Annotated in this window: 22 protein-coding genes; 17 read left to right on the top strand and 5 right to left on the bottom strand. The window is 65.3% G+C overall.

Annotated features, from left to right (window positions below; translation table 11 throughout):
- Positions 1-13 precede the first annotated feature (13 nt).
- From DDE13_RS02060 to trpB, 14 genes are all read left to right on the top strand, one after another.
- A complete protein-coding gene (locus DDE13_RS02060) occupies positions 14-793 on the top strand; it encodes an ABC transporter ATP-binding protein (protein ID WP_111401090.1) in 780 nt (259 codons plus the stop codon).
- The gene (locus tag DDE13_RS02055; RefSeq protein ID WP_111401089.1) at positions 790-1,641 is read left to right on the top strand and encodes an ABC transporter permease; all 852 of its coding nucleotides are present in this window, start codon (positions 790-792) and stop codon (positions 1,639-1,641) included. The genes DDE13_RS02060 and DDE13_RS02055 overlap by 4 nt, the downstream gene beginning before the upstream one ends.
- Positions 1,642-2,907 carry a cytosine deaminase gene (locus tag DDE13_RS02050; protein WP_111401088.1) on the top strand — a complete coding sequence of 422 codons (1,266 nt, stop codon included), beginning with the start codon at positions 1,642-1,644 and terminating at the stop codon, positions 2,905-2,907.
- Positions 2,904-4,304 carry an FAD-binding oxidoreductase gene (locus tag DDE13_RS02045; RefSeq protein ID WP_111401087.1) on the top strand — a complete coding sequence of 467 codons (1,401 nt, stop codon included), beginning with the start codon at positions 2,904-2,906 and terminating at the stop codon, positions 4,302-4,304. The genes DDE13_RS02050 and DDE13_RS02045 overlap by 4 nt, the downstream gene beginning before the upstream one ends.
- A 68-nt stretch (positions 4,305-4,372) precedes the next feature.
- Complete coding sequence (locus DDE13_RS02040; RefSeq protein ID WP_111401156.1) at positions 4,373-4,951, top strand: NAD(P)H-dependent oxidoreductase; 579 nt, start codon at positions 4,373-4,375, stop codon at positions 4,949-4,951.
- A gap of 3 nt (positions 4,952-4,954) precedes the next feature.
- Positions 4,955-5,581 carry an NAD(P)H-dependent oxidoreductase gene (locus tag DDE13_RS02035; protein ID WP_111401086.1) on the top strand — a complete coding sequence of 209 codons (627 nt, stop codon included), beginning with the start codon at positions 4,955-4,957 and terminating at the stop codon, positions 5,579-5,581.
- Complete coding sequence (locus DDE13_RS02030) at positions 5,578-6,495, top strand: isopenicillin N synthase family dioxygenase (protein ID WP_111401085.1); 918 nt, start codon at positions 5,578-5,580, stop codon at positions 6,493-6,495. Before DDE13_RS02035 ends, DDE13_RS02030 begins: the two co-directional genes overlap by 4 nt.
- A complete protein-coding gene (locus DDE13_RS02025; protein ID WP_111401084.1) occupies positions 6,495-7,289 on the top strand; it encodes a creatininase family protein in 795 nt (264 codons plus the stop codon). The genes DDE13_RS02030 and DDE13_RS02025 overlap by 1 nt, the downstream gene beginning before the upstream one ends.
- Before the next feature lie 52 nt (positions 7,290-7,341).
- Entirely contained in the window at positions 7,342-7,947 is a 606-nt protein-coding gene (locus tag DDE13_RS02020) for a (d)CMP kinase (RefSeq protein WP_111401083.1), read from the top strand.
- 198 nt (positions 7,948-8,145) lie between these two features.
- Entirely contained in the window at positions 8,146-9,825 is a 1,680-nt protein-coding gene (rpsA, locus tag DDE13_RS02015) for a 30S ribosomal protein S1 (RefSeq protein ID WP_111401082.1), read from the top strand.
- Positions 9,826-10,091: 266 nt separating this feature from the next.
- Positions 10,092-10,373 (top strand): integration host factor subunit beta, encoded by a 282-nt coding sequence (ihfB, locus tag DDE13_RS02010; protein ID WP_111401081.1) that lies wholly within the window; start codon positions 10,092-10,094, stop codon positions 10,371-10,373.
- 9 nt (positions 10,374-10,382) lie between these two features.
- Complete coding sequence (locus DDE13_RS02005) at positions 10,383-10,739, top strand: LapA family protein (protein ID WP_111401080.1); 357 nt, start codon at positions 10,383-10,385, stop codon at positions 10,737-10,739.
- Between the two features lie 6 nt (positions 10,740-10,745).
- Positions 10,746-11,402: a phosphoribosylanthranilate isomerase gene (locus DDE13_RS02000; protein ID WP_111401079.1), complete on the top strand. Its 657-nt coding sequence runs from the start codon at positions 10,746-10,748 to the stop codon at positions 11,400-11,402.
- Positions 11,403-11,534: 132 nt separating this feature from the next.
- Positions 11,535-12,755, top strand: coding sequence for a tryptophan synthase subunit beta (gene trpB / locus DDE13_RS01995; protein ID WP_111401078.1), 1,221 nt, complete (start codon positions 11,535-11,537; stop codon positions 12,753-12,755).
- Between the two features lie 3 nt (positions 12,756-12,758).
- Here the strand turns inward: trpB and DDE13_RS01990 are convergent, their stop codons facing one another.
- A complete protein-coding gene (locus DDE13_RS01990; RefSeq protein WP_111401077.1) occupies positions 12,759-13,136 on the bottom strand; it encodes a DUF2237 family protein in 378 nt (125 codons plus the stop codon).
- A 30-nt stretch (positions 13,137-13,166) separates the two neighbouring features.
- The gene (pth, locus tag DDE13_RS01985; RefSeq protein ID WP_111401076.1) at positions 13,167-13,838 is read right to left on the bottom strand and encodes an aminoacyl-tRNA hydrolase; all 672 of its coding nucleotides are present in this window, start codon (positions 13,836-13,838) and stop codon (positions 13,167-13,169) included.
- Positions 13,839-13,912: 74 nt separating this feature from the next.
- Here pth and DDE13_RS01980 point away from each other — a divergent pair, with 74 nt between their 5' ends.
- Together DDE13_RS01980 and DDE13_RS01975 are read left to right on the top strand one after the other, a co-directional pair.
- Positions 13,913-14,233, top strand: coding sequence for an antibiotic biosynthesis monooxygenase family protein (locus tag DDE13_RS01980; RefSeq protein ID WP_111401155.1), 321 nt, complete (start codon positions 13,913-13,915; stop codon positions 14,231-14,233).
- 124 nt (positions 14,234-14,357) lie between these two features.
- Positions 14,358-14,768, top strand: a complete 411-nt coding sequence (locus tag DDE13_RS01975) for a BrnA antitoxin family protein (protein ID WP_111401075.1) — start codon at positions 14,358-14,360, stop codon at positions 14,766-14,768.
- Positions 14,769-14,775: 7 nt separating this feature from the next.
- Here the strand turns inward: DDE13_RS01975 and DDE13_RS22745 are convergent, their stop codons facing one another.
- The 3 genes from DDE13_RS22745 to DDE13_RS01965 all read right to left on the bottom strand — a co-directional run bounded on the left by DDE13_RS22745 (position 14,776) and on the right by DDE13_RS01965 (position 18,340).
- Positions 14,776-16,125: a hypothetical protein gene (locus DDE13_RS22745; RefSeq protein ID WP_162630829.1), complete on the bottom strand. Its 1,350-nt coding sequence runs from the start codon at positions 16,123-16,125 to the stop codon at positions 14,776-14,778.
- A 326-nt stretch (positions 16,126-16,451) separates the two neighbouring features.
- Positions 16,452-17,081, bottom strand: a complete 630-nt coding sequence (locus tag DDE13_RS01970; RefSeq protein WP_111401074.1) for a 50S ribosomal protein L25/general stress protein Ctc — start codon at positions 17,079-17,081, stop codon at positions 16,452-16,454.
- Positions 17,082-17,170: 89 nt separating this feature from the next.
- Positions 17,171-18,340, bottom strand: a complete 1,170-nt coding sequence (locus DDE13_RS01965) for an alpha-hydroxy acid oxidase (protein ID WP_111401073.1) — start codon at positions 18,338-18,340, stop codon at positions 17,171-17,173.
- Positions 18,341-18,548: 208 nt separating this feature from the next.
- Between DDE13_RS01965 and DDE13_RS01960 the strand changes: the two genes are divergently transcribed.
- Complete coding sequence (locus DDE13_RS01960; RefSeq protein ID WP_235868549.1) at positions 18,549-20,894, top strand: Tex family protein; 2,346 nt, start codon at positions 18,549-18,551, stop codon at positions 20,892-20,894.
- The last annotated feature ends 3 nt before the right edge of the window (positions 20,895-20,897 follow it).

The following is a 20,897-nucleotide window of genomic DNA, read 5'->3' as shown; positions in this document are numbered from 1 at the left end:
GCGAAGGAATGCGATGACCCAGCCGCCGATTTTCGACCGGGCCCCCGTGATGACCCTGCAAGGGATCAACAAGACCTTCGCGGGCGGGGTCACGGCACTGGACGGGCTGACCATGTCGGTCAACGCGGGCGATTTCATCTCTCTGCTCGGCCCGTCCGGCTGCGGCAAGTCCACGGCCCTGCGCATCATGGCCGGACTGACCCAGCCCACGGCGGGGCGAATGGAATGGCATGGCGGGCAGCAGGCGGGCGATCTGGGCGTCGTGTTCCAGGAAGCGACTCTGATGCCCTGGGCCACCGTGGCCGACAATGTCTGGCTGCCCTTCCGCCTGCGCGGGCAGACATACAACGCCGTGAAGGACGAAGTGCTGGAAGTGCTGCGGCTGGTGGGGTTGGAGAAGTTCCAGACCGCCTATCCGCGTGAATTGTCGGGCGGCATGCGGATGCGCGTGTCCATCGCGCGGGCGATGGTGACGCGGCCGCGGCTGATCCTGATGGACGAGCCTTTCGCCGCGCTGGACGAGATCACGCGGTTCAAGCTGAACAACGATCTTCTGGCGCTGAAGGACCGGATCGGCTGCACCGTGGTCTTCGTCACCCATTCGGTGTTCGAAAGCGTGTTCCTGTCGGACCGGATCGTCGTGATGGCCGCGCGGCCCGGCCGCGTGGTGCGCGAACTGTCGGTCGATGCGCCCTATCCGCGGGACGAGGAATTCCGGACATCAGCCGACTATGCCGCCCATTGCCGCGCGGCGTCGGATGCCCTGCACACCGCCATGGAAGCCGCCGCATGACCATGGCCGACCGCGCCCCCGCCCTTCTGGACGCCGAGGAATCGCGGCGGCAGGCCCGCGCGCGGGCCGAGCGGATCGCCAGATGGGCGCTGCCGCTGGTGATGCTGCTGGGTACGCTGTGGCTGTGGGACCGGATCGTCGCGTGGAACGAGATCCCCCATTACATCCTGCCCGGTCCTGGGCGCGTGTGGGACAGCCTGACCGGCGACTGGGCGATGCTGTGGGAAGCGGCACTTCTGACGGGCAAGATCACCCTGATGGCGCTTGCGCTTGCGGTGGCGGGCGGTGCGGGGCTCGCGATCCTGTTCAACCAGTCCAAGCTGCTGGAACTGTCGCTCTACCCCTATGCGGTGATCCTTCAGGTCACGCCCGTGGTGTCCATCGCGCCGCTGATCTTCATCTATGTCGAAAGCAAGACCGCAGGGATGCTGCTATGTGCGTGGATCGTAGCGTTCTTCCCGGTGCTGTCGTCGACGACGCTGGGGCTGAATTCCGTCGATCACAACCTGCGCGATCTCTTCCGCATCTACGGTGCCACGCGCTGGCAGAAGCTGTGGCTGCTGCAACTGCCCTCGGCACTGCCGTATTTCCTTGGCGGTCTCAAGATCGCGGGCGGGCTGTCACTGATCGGCGCGGTGGTGGCTGAACTGGTCGCCGGCACGGGTGGCGTAGGGGCAGGGCTCGCCGCGCGGATACAGGAGGCCGGGTACCGGCTGAACATCGCGCGGATGTTCGCGGCGCTGTCGATGATCGCCGCCATGGGCGTGGTGATCTTCGCGGCGCTGTCGCTGCTGGCGCATCTTCTGCTACGCAAGTGGCACGACAGTGCCATCAAGCGAGAGACCTGAATGGATTTCCGTGCCCTGCCCAGCGGCGACTATACCCTTGCCAACGTGACCGTGCCCGCCTGCCTGCTGGGGCAGGAGGGCGATCTGGTCCGCACCGAGATATCGGTGGTCGATGGCCGGATCGGCCCGCCGCAGGCCGTGGCGGTGGACATGGCGGGCGCGATGGTCCTGCCGTGCTTCACCGACATGCACACCCATCTTGACAAGGGGCATATCTGGGGCCGTGCGCCGAACCCGGACGGCACTTTCATGGGGGCGCTGAACACCGTCGCCGCGGACCGTGCCACGAACTGGTCGGCCGAGGACGTGCGCAAGCGGATGGATTTTTCGCTGCGCTGCGCTTTTGCCCATGGCACGCGGGCGGTGCGCACGCATCTCGACAGCCTGCAGCCGCAGGACGCGATCTCGTGGCCCGTGTTCCGCGAGTTGCGGGACGACTGGGCCGGGCGGATCGACCTGCAAGGCGTGTGCCTTGTCGGCTGTGATGCGGCGGACATGGACGGCGCGTTCCGCGCCACCGCCGATCTTGTGGCGGAGTCGGGGGGTGTGCTGGGCATGGTGACATATCCCGTGCCGGACCTTCGCGTGCGGCTGGAGGGCCTCTTCCGCCTCGCCGCCGACCGGGGGCTTGCGGCCGATTTCCACGTGGACGAGACGATGGACCCTGCCAGCGAAACCCTGCGCATGATTGCCGAGGTCGCGCTGGACATGGGCTTCGACGCACCCATCACCGTGGGCCACCTGTGTTCGCTGTCCACGCAAGAAGAGGACCGTGCGCTCGACACGCTCGATCTGGTGGCGCGCGCGGGTTTGAACATCGTGTCGCTGCCCATGTGCAACCTCTACCTGCAGGACCGGCAGGCCGGGCGCACCCCGCGCGGGCGCGGCATCACGCTGGTGCAGGAAGCGCGCGCCCGCGGCATCAACGTCAGCTTTGCGTCGGACAATACCCGCGATCCGTTCTACGCCTATGGCGACATGGACATGATTGAGGTGATGCGCGAGGCCACCCGGATCGGGCATCTCGACCACGGACGCCCCGACTGGGTGGAGGCGTTCACGGTGAACCCGGCCCGCGCCTGCGGTTTCGACGTGCCGTCGCTGAATATTGGTGCGCCGGCCGATCTGGTGATCTGCCGCGCCCGAAGCTGGACCGAATTTTTCGCCCGCCCGCAAGCCGACCGGATCGTGCTGCGCGCCGGGCAGCAGATCGACCGCACCCTGCCGGATTACGCCGAGCTTGACCCGCTGATGAGGACCGCATGAAACCCAACGTCGCCGCGGCCAAGGCCGCCCTGTCGCATCTGGACATCGAACAGAAGGACAGCGCCATCAAGGCGAAGTCGCGGGATTTCTTCTGGTATTCGCCGGTGCTGAAGGACCGGCTGGATCATGTCGTGGCCGATTTTGTCGTTTCGCCCCGCACGGAGGCCGAGGTGATCGAGGTGCTGCGCGTGTGCTACGCCCATGACGTGCCGGTCACGACCCGCGGCGCGGGGACGGGCAATTACGGGCAGGCCATGCCGCTGGCGGGTGGCTGCGTGATGCACCTGCACCACATGAACGCAGTAAAGGAAATCCATCCGGGCCGGGTGATCGTGGAACCGGGCTGCCTGCTGAAAGACGTGGACGCCGCGACCCGTGCTGACAGCGGGCAGGAATTGCGCATGTTCTCCTCCACTTGGGCGACGGCGTCCATCGGCGGGTTCATCGCGGGCGGTTCTGGCGGCGTAGGCTCCTGCACTTGGGGCTCTCTGCGTGATCTGGGCAACATCATCCGCCTGCGCGTGGTGACGATGGAAGAGGAACCGCGCGTGCTCGACTTCCGCGGCGAGGAACTGGCGCGCGTCAGCCATGCCTATGGCACCAACGGGATCATCACGGAGTTGGAACTGCCGCTCGCCCCCGCATATGACTGGGTCGAGATGTTCGTGGCCTTCGACGATTTCATGCCCGCCGCGACCTTCGCGGAGGAATTGGCGAACCAGGACGGCATCCTCATCAAGCTCGCCAGCGTCTACGAGGCCCCCATAGCGCATGACTATTTCCAGCGGGTCCGCCCCCATGTGACCGAGGGCCAGACGCTCGTGGGGCTGATGGTCGCGCCCCATTCGATGGACGGGTTCGAGACCTTCCTGAACCGCCGTCCGCAGGCGTCGCTGATCTATCGCTCCGATGCCAGTACATGGGGCCGGACGCCCGGCGCGGTGTTCGAATACGGCTGGAACCACACGACCCTGCGGGCGCTCAAGGTTGATCCGGACATCACGTATCTTCAGGTGCGCTACGGCTTTCCCGAGCATCTGAAGCTCGTCGAGAAGATCCGCGATGAATTGAGCCCCGAGGTACTCCAGCATCTCGAGGTTCTGCGCGAGAACGGCAAGGTCATGTTCGCGGGGCTGAGCCTTGTGAAATTCACCACCGAGGCACGGCTGGACGAGATCGTGAAGATGCACGAGGACGCGGGCGCGATGATCTTCAACCCGCATCGCTACACGCTGGAAGAAGGCGGGCGGCAGACCGTTGATGACCGGCAGTTGCGCTTCAAGCAGGAGGCCGATCCGAAGGGCCTGCTGAACCCCGGCAAGATGATCGCCTGGGACGATCCCGACTGGGGCTATGACCGGATGTATGCCTATCCGAAACTGCAGGCGGCGGAATAGCGGCGCGGGAGAGATTTCATGCCTCCGGCGGGGATATTCGCGGACAGAAGATGTGCGGGCCGGGCGCAATGACCCGCGCGCTGGTCCTGTTCGCGCATCCATGCGCCGAAAGCTTCTCGGCTGCGCTTCACGGGCGGGTGGTGGACACGCTGACCGCGCGCGGCTGGGACGTGGACGATTGCGACCTGAACGCCGAGGGGTTCCAGCCCGTGCTGACCGAGGCCGAGCGGCGCGGCTATCACGACCCCGGCAACATCGCCCCGGTGCAGGACTACGTCGACCGGCTGCGTGCGGCGGAGGCGCTCGTGATGGTGTTCCCGGTGTGGAATTTCGGCTACCCGGCGATCCTGAAAGGGTTCCTCGACCGGGTCTTCCTGCCGGGCGTGTCGTTCCGGCTGGAGGACGGCAAGGTGCGCCCGAACCTGACGCATATCCGCAAGCTGGCCGCCGTGACGACCTATGGCGGCACGCGGCTGCGGGCGCTGCTGGTAGGCGACCCGCCGCGGCGCTGCGTGACGCGCGCGGTCTGGCATGTGTGCCGCCCCGACCGGATGCGGTACCTGGCGCTCTACGACATGAACCGGGCGGATGACGCGGTGCGGGCCGGGTTCCTCGACCGTGTAGACCGCGAAATGAAAGTGTTGTGACCGATGCGTGCCCTTGTGATCTATTGCCATCCCAACCCTGAAAGCTTCACGGCGGCCGTGCGCGATACCGTTGTGTCCGGGCTTGAACGCGGCGGGGCCAAGGTGCGGGTTATCGACCTCTATGGCGAGCGGTTCGAGGCCAGCCTGAGCGCCGCGGAACTGGCGGATTACGAGGACGAGGCGGTGAACTGCGCCCCCGTGCAAGCGCATGTGGATGCCTTGATGTGGTGCGATACGCTGGTCTTCGTCTATCCCACATGGTGGTACGGGCTGCCCGCGCGGCTGAAAGGGTGGCTCGACCGGGTGCTGGTGCCGGGCGTCGCGTTCCTGATGCCGGACGCGGATCACGCAGACATTCGCCCCGGTTTGACGAATGTCACGGCGATCGCGGCCTACACGACATGCGGAGCGTCGCGCTGGCTGACGGCGCTGGTCGGCGCACCCGGCAGGCGGACTTTGCTGCGCGGCGTGAGGGCGATCTGCGCGCGGCGCTGCCGGACAAGTTTCGCGGCCCACTACCTGATGGACAGCTCGACCCCCGAAAGCCGGGCCGCCCATCTGCGAACCGTGGCGGCGCGGGTGGACCGACTGGTGAGCATACCTGCACAGCGCGAAGAGGCCACGGCATGATCCCGGTCCTCGACTTCCGGCGGTTTGGCACGGACCCGGACGGGTTCGTGCGCGATCTGGGTGCTGCCTGCCGCGAGACCGGTTTCTTCCTGCTGACCGGGCATTGCATCGCGCCCGGCTTGACCGCCGATGTGTTCACGCAGGCTGATCGGTTCTTCGCGCAGCCGGACGACGCCAAGGCGCCGCTGTCCATCCTGAAGGATGGGTCGAACCGGGGCTGGGTGCCGCAGGGGGCGGAAAAGCTCGACGACACCGGCGCGCGGGCCGACCGGAAGGAGGCGTTTAACATCGGGCTCGACCTTGCCGCAGACGATCCGCGCGTGCTGCGGGGGGAGCCGTTCCGCGCGCCCAATCGCTGGCCCGACCTGCCCGGCTTCGCGGACACGATGCGCGCCTATTTCGATGCCTGCCTGTCGCTGGGGGCTGAACTGCATCGCGCTTTCGCCCGCGATCTCGGGCTGGCGGAGGATCATTTCGCCCTCCATTTCCGCGCGCCGATGGCGACGCTGCGGCTGTTGCACTACCCGCCCGCCAGCGGTGCCGAAGACGAGATCGGCGCGGGCGTGCACACCGATTACGGGTCGATCACGCTTCTGACGACCGATGGCGAGCCGGGTCTGCAGGTGCGTGCGCGCGGGGGCGACTGGACGGACGTGCCCCATGTGCCCGGTGCCTATGTCGTGAATATCGGCGATTGCCTGATGCGCTGGACCAACGATATCTACGTGTCCACCCCGCACCGGGTGCTGCCGCCCCGGAACCGTCGCCGGTCGGTGGCGTTCTTCCTCGACCCGGACCCGGACGCGGTGATCGCGGCACTGCCGGGCACGGGTGTGCCGAAATACCCGCCTGTGACGGGCGCAGATTACCTGCGCGGGCGGCTCGCTGCGACCTACAAGATGGGGGACGCGTGATGGTAAGGCGACTGGACTGGGCGGAGTATCGCACGACCGAGTTCGACGGGATCGACCCGGAACGGGTGATCGCGGTGCTGCCGACGGCGGCGATCGAACAGCACGGGCCGCATCTGCCGGTGGGCACGGACACGATGATCGCCACGGGGATGCTGAACGTACTGCGCGCGCGCTGCCCCGATGATCTGGACCTGCGCATCCTGCCCGTGCAGGCGGTGGGCAAGTCGAACGAACACCTGCACGCGCCGGGCACCCTGACCCTGACCGCCGAGACGGCCCTGAAGGCCTGGGTGGAGATCGGCCTGTCCGTCGCGCGGGCGGGCGTGCGCAAGATCGCCATCGTCAACAGCCATGGCGGGAATCTCGACCTCGTGTCGATCCTGTCGCGGGAATTGCGGGTGCGCGCCGGGATGCTGGCGGTAAAATGCCAATGGGGCAGCTTCGGCCATCCCGACGGCATGTTCCCGGCGGACGAACTGCGCTTCGGCATCCATGGCGGGGATGTGGAAACCTCGCTCATGCTGGCGTTCCGGCCCGACACGGTGGACATGGGCGCGGCGCTGAACAACCGGTCGAGCGCGCAGGATGGCGGCATATCGCCCATCGGCCCGGTCAGCTACGGCTGGATCTCGTCGGACCTGAACCCGGTCGGGACGGTGGGGGATGCGTCCATCGCCACGCCGGACAAGGGCCATGACACGGCCGTGCATCAGGTTGACGGGTTCGTGGCGCTCTTGCGGCAGATACGCGACACGCCACTGGCGGGGCTGGTGCCGGTGCGGCCCGAATTCTGATTGCGCCGCCGCGTCGGCCTTGCGATGACCGGTCACGGCAAAGGGGGCGGGCATGGCAATCACGGTGGCGATCGATGGACCGGCTGCGGCAGGCAAGGGCACCATTGCGCGTGCAGTGGCGGCGCGGTTCGGCCTTGGCTATCTCGACACCGGTCTGTTGTATCGGGCAACCGGGGCCAAGGTGGCAGAGGGCATGGACCCCGTCGCAGCCGCCGAAAGCCTGACCGAAACAGACCTGGCCCGCGGTGACCTGCGCAGCTCGGCGGCCGGACAGGCCGCAAGCCGGGTTGCGGCCATGGCCGACGTGCGGGCTGCCCTCGTCGCGTTCCAGCGCGACTTCGCCCGGCGCGACGGCGGTGCCGTGCTGGACGGGCGGGATATCGGTACGGTGATCTGCCCGGCGGCCGAGGTGAAACTGTTCGTGACGGCCAGCGACGCGGTGCGTGCCCAACGGCGCTGGCGCGAACTGGCCGACCCGGATCTGACGATCGACGCGGTGCTTGACGACCTGCGTGCGCGCGACCGGCGGGACAGCGACCGTGCCGCCGCGCCCCTGCGTCCGGCGGAAGGTGCGGTGATCATCGACACGTCCGAAATGGATATCGACGCGGCCGTCGCGGCCGCCGCCGCCCATGTGCAGGCCGCTCTGGCGCGATAAGGCTTGCCCGGACAGGTCGGAGCCGTTATAGCGCGCAGCGTCAACACGGCGTCAAGCCGGAATCGGAACATGCGGGCAGGGTCGGCACTTCACCGGCCCTTTGCGTTTTTCCGGATGCCGGGTGACGGCACGACCAATCCAAGACCGGCGGAGACAACCGCCCGGCCAGCAAATCGAACCCAAGGAACCCTAAGACATATGTCGCAAAACACATCCATGGAAGAATTCGAAGCCCTTCTGCAGGAGAGCTTCGAAATCGACACGCCCGACGAGGGGTCTGTCGTCAAGGGCCGCGTGATCGCCATCGAGGCGGGCCAGGCCATCATCGACGTCGGCTACAAGATGGAAGGCCGTGTCGATCTGAAGGAATTCGCATCCCCCGGCGAGGCGCCCGATATCGGCGTCGGCGACGAGGTCGAGGTCTACCTGCGCCAGGTCGAAAACGCCCGCGGCGAGGCCGTGATCTCCCGCGAGATGGCCCGCCGCGAAGCCGCTTGGGATCATCTCGAAAAGGCCTATGCCGACGAAAACCGTGTCGAGGGCGCGATCTTCGGCCGCGTCAAGGGCGGTTTCACCGTCGATCTCGGCGGTGCCGTGGCCTTCCTGCCCGGTTCCCAGGTCGACGTACGCCCCGTGCGCGACGCCGGCCCGCTGATGGGGCTCAAGCAGCCGTTCCAGATCCTCAAGATGGATCGCCGTCGCGGCAACATCGTCGTGTCGCGCCGTGCGATCCTGGAAGAATCGCGTGCCGAACAGCGCGCCGAGGTCATCGGCAAGCTGAACGAAGGCGACACCGTGGACGGCGTGGTCAAGAACATCACCGAATACGGGGCCTTTGTGGATCTGGGCGGTGTGGACGGCCTGCTGCACGTCACCGACATGGCATGGCGCCGCGTGAACCACCCGTCCGAGATCCTCGCGATCGGCGAGACGGTCAAGGTGCAGGTCATCAAGGTCAACAAGGAAACCCACCGCATCAGCCTCGGCATGAAGCAGCTGCAGGAAGATCCTTGGGAAACGGTGCAGCACAAGTTCCCGCTGGAATCGGTGCATACCGGCCGCGTGACCAACATCACCGATTACGGTGCCTTCGTGGAACTGGAAGCGGGTGTCGAGGGTCTCGTGCACGTGTCCGAGATGTCCTGGACCAAGAAGAACGTGCATCCCGGCAAGATCGTGTCCACCAGCCAGGAAGTGCAGGTCATGGTCCTCGAGATCGACCCGGCCAAGCGCCGCGTGTCGCTCGGGCTCAAGCAGTGCATGCGCAACCCGTGGGAAGTCTTCGAAGAGAAGTATCCCGTGGGCACCGTCGTCGAAGGCGAGGTCAAGAACATCACCGAATTCGGCATGTTCATCGGTCTCGACGAAGACATCGACGGCATGGTGCACCTGTCCGACCTGACATGGGAAGGCCGTGGCGAGGATGTCATCGGCAACTACCACAAGGGTGAGATGGTCAAGGCCGTCGTCACCGAGATCGACGCCGAGAAGGAACGCATCTCGCTGTCGATCAAGGCACTGGACGGCGACCCCTTCACCGAAGCGACGAGCGGCGTGAAGCGCGGTTCCATCGTGACGGTGGAAGTCACGGCGATCGAAGATGGCGGGATCGAGGTGTCCTATGATGGCGCCAAGTCCTTCATCCGCCGCAGCGACCTGAGCCGGGACCGCGCCGAACAGCGCCCCGAGCGGTTCCAGGTCGGCGACAAGGTCGACGTGCGCGTGACCAATATCGACCCCAAGACCCGGCGTCTGGGCCTATCGATCAAGGCGCGCGAGATCGCCGAGGAAAAGGAAGCCGTGGAACAGTACGGCTCGTCCGACAGCGGCGCGTCGCTGGGCGACATCCTGGGTGCGGCGCTGCGCAACAACGACTGATCGCGCGGCGGTTCCGTTACGGGAACATGGGGCGCGTCCTGCGGGGCGCGCCCTTTTTCATCGCGAATCGATGCGGGCTGGCGGCTCGCTGTACTACGGCGCGTCCACCCTGACCCGCGAAAGGCGCGCCCGTGGCTGGAAAATGGGCGAAGCCCTGCGCGAAATGCCGGCCCGTTCGCATTTATGCTTCTCAAATCAGGCCGCTAACCTGTAGAGTGATGATAACCTTCACGACAAGAAGAAGGGGCCACGGAAGGGATGCTGCCATGATCCGCTCGGAACTCATCCAGAAGATCGCCGACGAGAACCCGCACCTGTACCAGCGGGACGTGGAGCGCATCGTCAACACCATATTCGAAGAGATCGTGGAGGCGATGGCCCGCGGCGACCGGGTCGAGCTGCGCGGCTTCGGGGCTTTTTCGGTCAAGAAGCGGGATGCGCGCGTGGGGCGCAACCCGCGCACAGGCGATGCCGTCGAGGTCGAGGAAAAACACGTTCCGTTCTTCAAGACCGGCAAGCTTCTGCGCGACCGGCTCAACGGCAAGTAAGAGGTTCCCATGCGTTTCGTCACCTATCTCGTGCTCGCGCTCATCGCCATCGCGCTGGTCATCGTGGGCTTCGCAAATCGCAGCGTCGTGACGCTGACGCTTCTTCCGGCCGATCTCGTGCCCTTCACGAAGTACAATTTCTCGATCGACGTGCCGCTCTATGCGGTGGTGTTCGGCGGTATCGCGGTGGGGATCCTGCTCGGGTTCTTCTGGGAATGGATGCGGGAGTACAAGCATCGCTCCGAAGCCGTGGCGCAACGCCGCGAGCGCGCAATGCTGGCCAAGGAGGTCGAGAAGCTGAAATCCGACCGCAACGAGGGCAAGGACGAGGTGCTCGCCCTACTCGAAGACGGGCGCCCGACCTGACCTGCCATGCGTGACGATGTGCGGGTCAAGATATGCGGTCTGACCCGGCCCGGGGACGTGGCGGTGGCCGTTGCCGCGGGTGCGTCCTATGTCGGCTTCGTGTTCTTTCCGAAATCGCCGCGGCATCTGTCGGTGGACGCGGCGTCGGTGCTTGCGGATGGGGTGCCGCCGGGCGTGGCCAAGGTCGCGCTGACTGTCGATGTGGATGATGCGGGGCTGGACACTCTGCTTGCACGCGTGCCGGTCGATATCCTGCAGCTCCATGGCAACGAGACGCCGGACCGCGTGCGCGAGGTTCAAGCCCGCAGCAGGCTGCCGGTGATGAAGGCTGTGGGCGTGGCCGATGCCAGGGATCTGCGCGCGCTCGACGCCTATGCGCAGGTGGCGGACATGCTGCTCGTGGATGCGAAACCGCCCAAGGGCGCGGCGCTGCCCGGCGGCAACGGTCTGGCCTTCGACTGGCGCCTGATCGCAGGCCGCCGCTGGCCGGTGCCCTGGATGCTTGCGGGCGGGCTCGATGCGACCAACGTGGTCGAGGCGGTGCGACTCACGGGCGCGCGGCAGGTCGACGTATCCTCGGGGGTGGAAAGTGCGCCGGGGCATAAGGACGGCAAGAAGATTGCCGCGTTCTTGAGGGCGGCTTCGGGGTGCGGGACGTCGTGAACCGTCCGGGGCTTGTCCCCACGTCCACGCCGCGCACGCGTTTTCATGGCTGATGGCCAGGCCCGCGCTGTCACGCTTTACGCCCGCCCGCTGTCGCGGTATCGACGGGCTTCAGCGCCAGGAGGTTTTCCGATGCCCGACGATCTGATCAACAGCTTCATGAGCGGACCCGATGACAAGGGCCGTTTCGGTGATTTCGGCGGGCGTTTCGTCAGCGAAACGCTGATGCCGTTGATCCTCGAACTTGAAGAGCAGTACGAGCACGCCAAGACCGACCAGAGTTTCTGGGACGAGATGAAGGATCTCTGGACCCATTATGTCGGGCGACCTTCGCCGCTCTATTTCGCGCAGCGACTGACCGACTATTGCGGTGGGGCGAAAATCTATCTCAAGCGTGACGAGTTGAACCACACCGGCGCGCACAAGATCAACAATGTGCTGGGCCAGATTCTGCTGGCGCGGCGCATGGGCAAGACCCGGATCATCGCCGAAACCGGCGCGGGCCAGCACGGCGTGGCGACGGCAACGGTCTGCGCCAAGTTCGGACTTGAATGCATCGTTTACATGGGCGCCCACGACGTGGAGCGTCAGTCGCCCAACGTGTTCCGGATGAAGCTGCTGGGGGCCAAGGTCGTTCCGGTCACATCCGGGCGCGGCACGCTGAAGGATGCCATGAACGACGCTCTGCGCGATTGGGTGACCAATGTGCGCGACACGTTCTACTGCATCGGCACGGTGGCGGGGCCGCATCCCTACCCGGCGATGGTGCGCGACTTCCAGTCCATCATCGGCAAGGAAGCGAAGGAACAGATGCAGGCTGCTGAAGGTCGTTTGCCGGATACTCTCGTCGCGGCGATCGGCGGCGGCTCGAACGCGATGGGTCTGTTCTATCCATTCCTCGATGACCGAAGCGTGAACATCATCGGCGTCGAGGCCGGCGGCCATGGTGTCGACGACCGCATGGAGCATTGCGCGAGCCTGACCGGTGGCCGCCCCGGCGTCTTGCACGGCAACCGCACCTACCTTTTGCAGGACCGCGACGGGCAGATCCTCGAAGGCCACTCGATCTCGGCCGGGCTGGACTATCCGGGGATCGGGCCGGAGCATGCGTGGCTGCACGAGATCGGCCGAGCGAAATACGTCTGGATCACCGACCGGGAAGCACTGGACGCATTCCAGGTCTGCTGCGCGCAGGAAGGGATCATCCCCGCACTGGAGCCTAGCCACGCGCTGGCCCATGTGCTGAAGATCGCGCCCGAATTGCCTGCGGATCACCTCATTTGCATGAACATGTGCGGGCGTGGCGACAAGGACATCTTCACCGTGGCGAAGGCGCTCGGGACCGATATCTGAAACTCAGCTGTCGGTGCGGGCGTACTGCGTCAGCACCGACAGCGGCACGATGTCGAGGGCACGTTCGTGCGTCGCTTCGAGATTCACCTCGGGCGCGCAGCCGTCGTCGTGGGCCTGCAAGAAGCGCCCGGCGCAAAGACACCAGCGGTCGCCGGGTTTGAGTCCGGGAAAGCCGAATTCGGGCCGCGGGGTCGAAAGATCGTTGCCGACGTATTTCGAGAAGGCGAGGAACTCGGCGGTCATGATGGCGCAGACCGTGTGGCTGCCGCGGTCGGCGGGGCCGGTGTCACAGCAGCCATTGCGGAAAAATCCGGTCATCGGCGCTGTCGAACAGGGCTGGAGCGGATCGCCGTTCACGTTGATCGATGGCAGCTTGGACATGGGAACTCCTTGTCTTTCCAGAAGGATAGCCTACCGGAACCGATCGGCAAGCCGTTGTAGCGGTGAGCGGTCGTCGGGCGCTGGCGCTGGTGCGGGTTCGGGCTTGGCCGCAGGGGCGGTTCCGGTGGATGGGCGGGGCGGATTGGTTTTGAGGGCTACGGTGTTTTGGAAACGGGGGAAATCGCCGGCGGCGAGGTCGGGGGCGCCTTGGGCGATTCCGCGCAGGAGATCGTCGAGCCAGTCGTCGGATTTCGCAAAGTTTCCAAGCACGTAGGGCGACACGGCGTCCTTGTGGCCGGGGTGGCCGATGCCCAAGCGGACGCGAGTGAAATCGGGGCCGAGATGGGACTGGATGGAGCGCAGGCCGTTGTGGCCGGCGTGGCCGCCGCCTTTTTTCACTTTCAGCTTGCCGGGGGCGATGTCGAGCTCGTCGTGGAAGACGATGATATCATTGACGGAAATCTTGAAAAACTTGGCACATTCGGCGACGGATTGGCCGGAGAGGTTCATGAAGGTCTGGGGTTTCAGGAGAAGGGTTTTCGTGCCACGCAAGCTGCCTTCTGACAGTAAGCCGTTGAATTTGCTGCGGAACGGCGCGAAGCCGTGGTCTTCGGCGATGCGGTCCACGGCCATGAAGCCGATATTGTGGCGGGTTTTGGCGTATTGGGGGCCGGGGTTTCCGAGGCCGACGAGCAGGCGCATGGGGACTCCGTAGGCTGGAAGTTGTTGATTTACCGCCTAAATCTGACAGGATGCGACGGGCTATGGAGGGCAGTATGTATCTGACGATGAACCGGTTCAAGGTGGTCCCCGGACAGGAGGACGCGTTCGAGGACATGTGGGTCCAGCGCGACAGCCATCTGCGGCAAGTGCCTGGATTCAAAGCGTTTCACCTACTGAAAGGGGAGGTGAAGGACGGCTATCGGCTCTATGCGTCGCACACGGCGTGGGCGTCGGAGGCGGAGTTCCGGGCCTGGACCAAGTCGGAGGCGTTCCGGGCGGCCCATGCGGGCGCAAATACCAACAAGAACATGTATTTAGGCGCGCCGGAGCTGGAGATTTTCGAGACCGTGCAAGAGATTTCCGCCGACGACTGATCGGATCATATGACTCGCATATGAATTCCATATGACTCCCATAGGACCGCTGCGCGCGGGTCCGTAGGGGCGCGTTAACCGTGTCGGGGCAGGGTGGACACCGACCGAGACACCGGAGATTGCCATGCCCCGCCGCGCGCCGACGAAAACCCCGACCCGCAACCTGCACCGCACCGCCCCGGAGCCGGGCCAGACCAAGGCGGCGCGGCTGGCGTTCGAGCGGCTGATGGGGGAGGTGCGGGACCTGGAAGCCGACGACCTGCTGCCGTTCTGGATCGACAAGCACATCCCGCAGGCGTGGGACACGCTGGAGCGGGACGTGGACGTGACGGAGAAGAAAGTGCGGGTGACGCTGCTGCTGGACGAGAGCGTCGCCAAGTTCTATCGCGGGATGGGACAGGGATACCAGGCGCGGATCAACCGGGTGCTGGCGACCTTCGCCCAGATGCGAATCGCGCAGGTGAACGTGGCCGAGGCGCGGATCGCGAAGTTCCGGGCGGAGGAGCGGGAAAGGTTGAGGGCGGAGGGGGAGTAAACCAGACTTAAAGTTCGCCTAGTCTCAAATCTCTAATAATACGATGGTGCCAAATTCGATTGAGGCCGTCATTTGTTACAGTGAGGTCAGCCAAGGTTAGCATAAAACACGTCGCCTCTAAGGCTAAAATTGCGCCGTTACAATCCTTAAAGGAATCTTTCCCAGAAACATCGAGGACGCTATGCGCGGCATCGCCGCGAAGCCGTCGCCCTCTAACGATGTGCCTCACAATTAATTCTGGATTGATCGGCGCTGAAGTTTTTTTCCACGCGAGTGAAACAAGCCTTTCGACTTGGCTGCGGAACGTTTCATTGGCTATTTTGCTAAGGCTAGATTTAATGCGGTCATTTAGACTTGGGTCTATCCTTGCGGCTACATTACTTGCTGCTTCAACTATTTCGTTGAGCTGAGCAGCTTCGAGCGAAGCTTCTGGGCGGGCATTTGGTAGATTTTCGAACCATTTGAAGGCTGACAACAGCCGCTCACCACTCACTTCCTGTGACTTTGCGAGGCAACTAAACATGTTGCCGTAAGCTTTCATCCAATCTTGCCTCCGTGAAATCCAAGCAGTCAAGGAACGGGTTAGAGCATTTAGTTCTTCTTGGTCAAAAGATAGAAAGGGGCTGCTGTAGTTTTGGTGCTGATCGGGTTGCAATTGTTCAAATTGCCATTCGCCCATCACATAGAAAAAATAATCGCGCGCGGCAGCCTGTGGTGTTTCTTGCTCGCGGGTTATGTGGCTTATTCCAATCCTAGCTGGTTTAATGCGGCGCCCTAACGAAATTGAGAAGAAAGATACCAAGAGGAAAACGTGTTCGGAGATGGAGTGTATGCTTTGCCCTCTATCAAATTCCATCTCTATGCGGGGAACTTCGACTACTTCTGCGCCTGAGTGGCTTGCAGAAACGGTGCAATATGCTCTGGTGGTTAGACCGGCAGAGCTTAGTGTGAAGATGTCATCATTGTTGATACCTGTTGCGCCTGTTGTCCTGTGATTTAACAAGATGCGAGTTTCGGGCAAATCAAAGGCAATACGCCTGATAGTCATCTTTTCTGTCCATCGTCCTTCTCCGATTAGGGATAGGTTCGACATGATTCGAGAAAATTGCACTCCTGCATGATTGAATTGGGAGCGCGTTCGAGCCTGAGAGAAGACTTCGAAAGAATCGTATAAAGAGATAGTATCAAGGTGTTCAGTTAGCGCGAAAATTGGCTCAGAAATTTTAAGTGGAGCTTTTGCGCCAAAGCGACAAATGTCAAGTTGAGTTCCAAAGTCTGTGTGAGTGATTGTCCCTCTTTCTATTTTTGTGTCAAAATTTGCTTCGCACTGTAGAGTGCTGCCCTCGGGAAAATGCATGGCCCGTGCTCCTCATGGATCCTCGTTTTTTATCGGGTTGCGACTCCATGGGCCAGTGTGTTCCCGGGCCAACGGCCCGGGTCGCGCCCGACCCGCCCCCCAGGGCGGGCGCGAGCGCCCACCCTCGGGCCGGGCGCGACCCTGATGGTGTGCGCCGGGGGCGATGGCAGGGCGTGTTGCGGCGGGATGATGCGGGCGATGGGCCGGGGGCAGGCGGCGGGCAGGCTTTGGCGTTATCGAACGCGGTTCGGTCTGTCGGATACGCACACAAAAAACGGGGCCCGAAGGCCCCGTTCTGTCGTCGCGTCCGCGGCGGTGGGCCGGGATCAGGCCTCGGCTTCGGCCTCGGTGTCTTCGTCCTCGTCCGTGTCGGCGCCGGCGCCCAGCACGGTCGGGGCGGCGATGTTCGCGATCACGAAGTCGCGGTCGATGGTCGGCTTCGCGCCCGCGGGCAGGGGAATGTCCGAGATCGTCAGCGTGTCACCGATCACCGATTTCGAGATGTCGAGCGTGATCTTTTCGGGGATCTCGCCCGCGGTCACGACCAGTTCCACCTCGGGGCGGATGGTGTTCAGCATGCCGCCCTTCTTGAGGCCCGGGCAGACCTCGGCCCCGACGATCTCCACCGGGATGAAGAGGTTGATCTTGGTGTGCCGGCGCAGGCGCATGAAGTCCACGTGGGTCGGCAGATCCTTGACCACGTCGCGTTCCACGGCGCGGCAGATCACGCGCACGTCCTCCTGCCCTTCGACCTTGAGGTTGAAGAGTGTGGAGAGGAAGCGGCCCTGTTTCAGCCGCTTGATGAGCGCGTTGTAGGGGAGCTGGATCGGGAGCGGGTCCTTGTCGCCCCCGTAGACGATGCCGGGCACGAAATGTGCGCGGCGCGTTGCACGGGCGGCCCCCTTGCCCGTCCCCGTGCGTGGTTCGGCGTGAAGATCCGGGATCTCGCCTGCCATGATGTTTCTCCTAGCTATGGGCATCCTCCAAGGGTGTATGCCCGGTTGAAGCGGTGCCCTTACAGGGGAACGGCGCGGAAGGGAAGGGGTCAGTTGGCGGACCAGCGGCCCGGGAAGTCCTCGGGGATGAGGAGGATGTCGCGGCCCACGTCGTTGATGTCGCGGTGGCCGCAGAGGGCCATGGTGGTGTCGAGTTCGCGGTGGAGGGTTTGCAGCGCGGTGGTGACGCCCTGCTGGCCCATGGCGCCGAGCCCGTAGACCCAGGCGCGGCCGATCATGGTGCCGTGGGCGCCGAGGGCGCGGGCCTTGAGGATGTCCTGCCCGGTGCGGATGCCGCTGTCGAAGAGGATTTCCATGCGGTCGCCGACGGCGTCGAGGATGGCGGGGAGCGCGCGGAGCGAGGAGATGGTGCCGTCGAGCTGCCGTCCGCCGTGGTTGGAGACGACGATGGCGTCGGCCCCGAGATCGGCGGCGCGGCGGGCGTCGTCGGGGTCCATGATGCCCTTGAGGATGACCTTGCCGCCCCACATGTCCATGAGCTGTTTCACGCGGGTCCAGTCGAGGGCGTGGTCGAAGGCCTCCGCCGTCCATGAGGAGAGGGAGCCGGGGTCGGTGACGCCCTTGGCGTGGCCCACGACATTGCCGAAGGTGCGGCGTTTCGTTTGCAGCATGCCGAGGCCCCAGCCGATCTTGGTGGCCATGTTGGCGATGGAGGCGGGGGTGAGTTTGGGCGGGGCGGAGAGGCCGTTCTTGATGTCGCGGTGGCGCTGGCCCTGCACCTGGAGGTCGAGGGTGATGACGATGGCGGAGCAGCCGGCGTCGCGGGCGCGGCCCATGAGCCGTTCCATGAAGTCGTCGTCCTTGAGGGTGTAGACCTGGAACCAGAAGGGTTTCTTGGTGTTCTTGGCCACGTCCTCGATCGAGCAGATGGAGAGGGTGGAGAGGGTGAAGGGGACGCCGAATTTCTCGGCGGCGCGGGCGGCGAGGATTTCCCCGTCGGCGTGCTGCATGCCGGTGAGTCCCACGGGGGCGAGGGCTGTGGGCATGGCGACGGGTTCGCCGATCATGGTGGTGGCGGTGGTGCGGTTGGTCATGTCCACCGCGACGCGCTGCTTGAAGTAGAGCTTGTCGAAATCGGTGGTGTTCTCGCGGAAGGTCTGTTCCGTCCAGCTTCCGGTTTCGCAATAGTCGTAGAACATCTTGGGCACGCGGCGCCGGTAGATTGTCTTGAGATCGTCGATGCAGGTGATCTTGGGCATGGCAGCTCCCCCCGGATTGGTTGGCATGGCTTACCAATCGCCCCCGTGGCGCGCAATGCGGCGCGGTGCGCGGGACGGGCAACGCGACGGGACCGCGGGACCGCAGCGCGGGGCCCCTGCGGCCCCCCTTTCGCGCGGCGCGGTGCGGGGCTATCACCGGGGTCCGTGCATGACAGGGCCAGCCGGGGCCAGACGGGAGACGCCGCACTTGACCCAGACCGCCACCCAGACCGCAACGCCGATCATCCGCCGCATCGCCGCCGACATCTCCGCCCGGCCCGAGCAGGTGGCGGCAGCCATCGACCTGCTGGACGGGGGCGCGACCGTGCCCTTCGTCGCGCGCTACCGCAAGGAGGCGACCGGGGGGCTCGATGACACGCAGTTGCGCAATCTGTCCGACCGGCTGTCCTATCTGCGCGAACTGGAGGCGCGGCGGGCGGTCATCCTGGGGTCGATCAAGGAGCAGGGCAAGCTGACCGACGCGCTGTCACGTGCCATCGCGGCGGCCGACACCAAGGCGACGCTGGAGGACATCTATCTGCCGTTCAAGCCCAAGCGCCGCACCAAGGCGATGATCGCCCGCGAGCGGGGGCTGGACGGGCTGCTGCAGGCGATCATGGCCGACCGCGCGGCGCGCCCCGAGGCGCTGGCCGCCGGGTATCTGGGTGACGAGGTGCCCGACACGAAGGCCGCGCTGGAGGGCGCGCGCGACATCCTGACCGAGATGCTGGCCGAGAACGCCGACCTGCTGGGCCGGCTGCGCGGGTTCATGCAGGCCGAAGCGTTCGTCGTCGCCCGCGTGCAGAAGGGCAAGGAAGAGGCCGGGGCGAAGTATTCCGACTATTTCGACCACCGCGAAAAATGGGCCAGTATCGCGTCGCACCGGGCGCTGGCGATCCTGCGCGCCGCGAAGGAAGAGGTGCTGACCGTCGATATCGCGCCCGACCCCGACACCGGCGTGCCGCGCGCCGTGGGCATGGTGGAGGCTGCCATCGGCATTCCCGGACGCGGCCCCGGCGACGACTGGCTGCGCGGAGTCGCGGCCTGGGCGTGGCGCGTGAAGCTGAGCCTGACGATGTATACCGACCTGATGGGCGATCTGCGCAAGCGCGCCCATGAAGAAGCCATCGCCGTCTTTGCCCGCAACCTGAAGGATCTGCTGCTGGCCGCACCGGCGGGGGCGAAGCCGACGCTGGGGCTCGATCCCGGTATCCGCACGGGGGTAAAGGGGGCAGTCGTGGACGGCACCGGCAAGCTGGTGGCGACCGCGACGCTCTATCCGTTCCAGCCGAAGAACGATCTGCGCGGGGCGCAGGCGGCGATCCTCGATCTGGTGGCGCGGCACGGGGTGGCTTTGATCGCCATCGGCAACGGCACCGCGAGCCGCGAGACGGAGCGGCTGGTGGCGGACACGCTGAAGGCGCTGCCCGCCGGCACGGCGCGGCCCGCGAGCGTCGTGGTGTCGGAGGCGGGCGCATCGGTCTATTCGGCGTCGGAACTGGCGGCGCGGGAATTCCCCGATCTCGACGTGTCGCTGCGGGGGGCCGTGTCCATCGCGCGGCGCCTGCAGGATCCGCTGGCGGAACTGGTGAAGATCACGCCGCAATCCATCGGGGTGGGGCAATACCAGCATGACGTGGACCAGCGGCGGCTGGCTCAGGCGCTGGATGCCGTGGTCGAGGATGCGGTGAACGCGGTCGGGGTCGATCTGAACATGGCCTCTGCGCCCTTGCTGGCGCGGGTGGCGGGGCTGGGCCCGTCGTTGGCGCAGGCCATTGTCGTGCAGCGCGATGCGCAGGGGCCGTTCGGGTCGCGCAAGGCGCTGTTGAAGGTGCCCGGTCTGGGGCCCAAGGCGTTCGAGCAATGCGCGGGCTTCCTGCGGCTGCGCGACAGTGTCGAGCCGCTGGACGCGACATCTGTCCACCCCGAAGCCTATGTCGTGGCGCGGCGGATCGTGAAGGCCTGCGGCAAGGATATCCGCGCGATCATGGGGTCGGGGGATGCCCTGCGCGGGCTGCGGGCAGAGGATTTCGTGGACGACCGGTTCGGGCTGCCCACGGTGCGTGACATCCTGTCGGAACTGGAAAAGCCGGGCCGCGACCCGCGCCCGGCCTTCGTGACCGCGAAATTCGCGGACGGGGTGGACGACATCAAGGATCTGCGGCCGGGGATGCTGCTGGAGGGCACGGTGACGAACGTGGCGGCCTTCGGGGCCTTCGTCGACATCGGGGTGCACCAGGACGGGCTGGTGCATGTCAGCCAGCTGGCGGACCGGTTCGTGAAGGACCCGCACGAGGTGGTGAAGGCCGGGCAGGTCGTGAAGGTGCGCGTGACCGAGGTGGACGTGCCGCGAAAGCGCATCGGGTTGAGCATGCGCAAGGATGGCGGTGCGGCGCGGGACGGCAGCGCGCAGGCGCCGCGCGGTGGTGCGAAGGCTGCGGCGCACCCCGCGTCGGGCAAGGGCGGCGGGCGGGCGGTCCCGGCGAAGGACTCGCAGGACAGCCCCGGTGCGCTGGGTGCGGCGTTGCGCGACGCGATGCGGGGCAAGCGCTAGCCG

The sequence above is a fragment of the Meridianimarinicoccus zhengii genome (assembly GCF_003254465.1).
GTDB lineage: Bacteria > Pseudomonadota > Alphaproteobacteria > Rhodobacterales > Rhodobacteraceae > Meridianimarinicoccus > Meridianimarinicoccus zhengii.
The sequence above is the reverse complement of the archived record's forward strand: the minus strand, read 5'-3'. Positions and strand labels throughout refer to the sequence as shown.

Bases quoted from the DNA above. Each gene is read 5' to 3' on its own strand.
- DDE13_RS02020 (WP_111401083.1), top strand. From the start codon at position 7,342: ATGGCAATCACGGTGGCGATCGATGGACCGGCTGCGGCAGGCAAGGGC.
- DDE13_RS02060 (WP_111401090.1), top strand. From the start codon at position 14: ATGACCCAGCCGCCGATTTTCGACCGGGCCCCCGTGATGACCCTGCAA.
- DDE13_RS02055 (WP_111401089.1), top strand. From the start codon at position 790: ATGACCATGGCCGACCGCGCCCCCGCCCTTCTGGACGCCGAGGAATCG.
- DDE13_RS01970 (WP_111401074.1), bottom strand. From the start codon at position 17,081: ATGGCAGGCGAGATCCCGGATCTTCACGCCGAACCACGCACGGGGACG.
- pth (WP_111401076.1), bottom strand. From the start codon at position 13,838: ATGCGCCTGCTCGTCGGCCTCGGAAACCCCGGCCCCCAATACGCCAAA.
- DDE13_RS02005 (WP_111401080.1), top strand. From the start codon at position 10,383: ATGCGTTTCGTCACCTATCTCGTGCTCGCGCTCATCGCCATCGCGCTG.
- DDE13_RS01975 (WP_111401075.1), top strand. From the start codon at position 14,358: ATGCCCCGCCGCGCGCCGACGAAAACCCCGACCCGCAACCTGCACCGC.
- rpsA (WP_111401082.1), top strand. From the start codon at position 8,146: ATGTCGCAAAACACATCCATGGAAGAATTCGAAGCCCTTCTGCAGGAG.
- DDE13_RS02025 (WP_111401084.1), top strand. From the start codon at position 6,495: ATGGTAAGGCGACTGGACTGGGCGGAGTATCGCACGACCGAGTTCGAC.
- DDE13_RS02035 (WP_111401086.1), top strand. From the start codon at position 4,955: ATGCGTGCCCTTGTGATCTATTGCCATCCCAACCCTGAAAGCTTCACG.
- DDE13_RS02045 (WP_111401087.1), top strand. From the start codon at position 2,904: ATGAAACCCAACGTCGCCGCGGCCAAGGCCGCCCTGTCGCATCTGGAC.
- DDE13_RS01990 (WP_111401077.1), bottom strand. From the start codon at position 13,136: ATGTCCAAGCTGCCATCGATCAACGTGAACGGCGATCCGCTCCAGCCC.
- DDE13_RS02040 (WP_111401156.1), top strand. From the start codon at position 4,373: ATGACCCGCGCGCTGGTCCTGTTCGCGCATCCATGCGCCGAAAGCTTC.
- DDE13_RS02050 (WP_111401088.1), top strand. From the start codon at position 1,642: ATGGATTTCCGTGCCCTGCCCAGCGGCGACTATACCCTTGCCAACGTG.
- ihfB (WP_111401081.1), top strand. From the start codon at position 10,092: ATGATCCGCTCGGAACTCATCCAGAAGATCGCCGACGAGAACCCGCAC.
- DDE13_RS02030 (WP_111401085.1), top strand. From the start codon at position 5,578: ATGATCCCGGTCCTCGACTTCCGGCGGTTTGGCACGGACCCGGACGGG.
- DDE13_RS01980 (WP_111401155.1), top strand. From the start codon at position 13,913: ATGTATCTGACGATGAACCGGTTCAAGGTGGTCCCCGGACAGGAGGAC.
- DDE13_RS22745 (WP_162630829.1), bottom strand. From the start codon at position 16,125: ATGCATTTTCCCGAGGGCAGCACTCTACAGTGCGAAGCAAATTTTGAC.
- DDE13_RS01965 (WP_111401073.1), bottom strand. From the start codon at position 18,340: ATGCCCAAGATCACCTGCATCGACGATCTCAAGACAATCTACCGGCGC.
- DDE13_RS02000 (WP_111401079.1), top strand. From the start codon at position 10,746: ATGCGTGACGATGTGCGGGTCAAGATATGCGGTCTGACCCGGCCCGGG.
- trpB (WP_111401078.1), top strand. From the start codon at position 11,535: ATGCCCGACGATCTGATCAACAGCTTCATGAGCGGACCCGATGACAAG.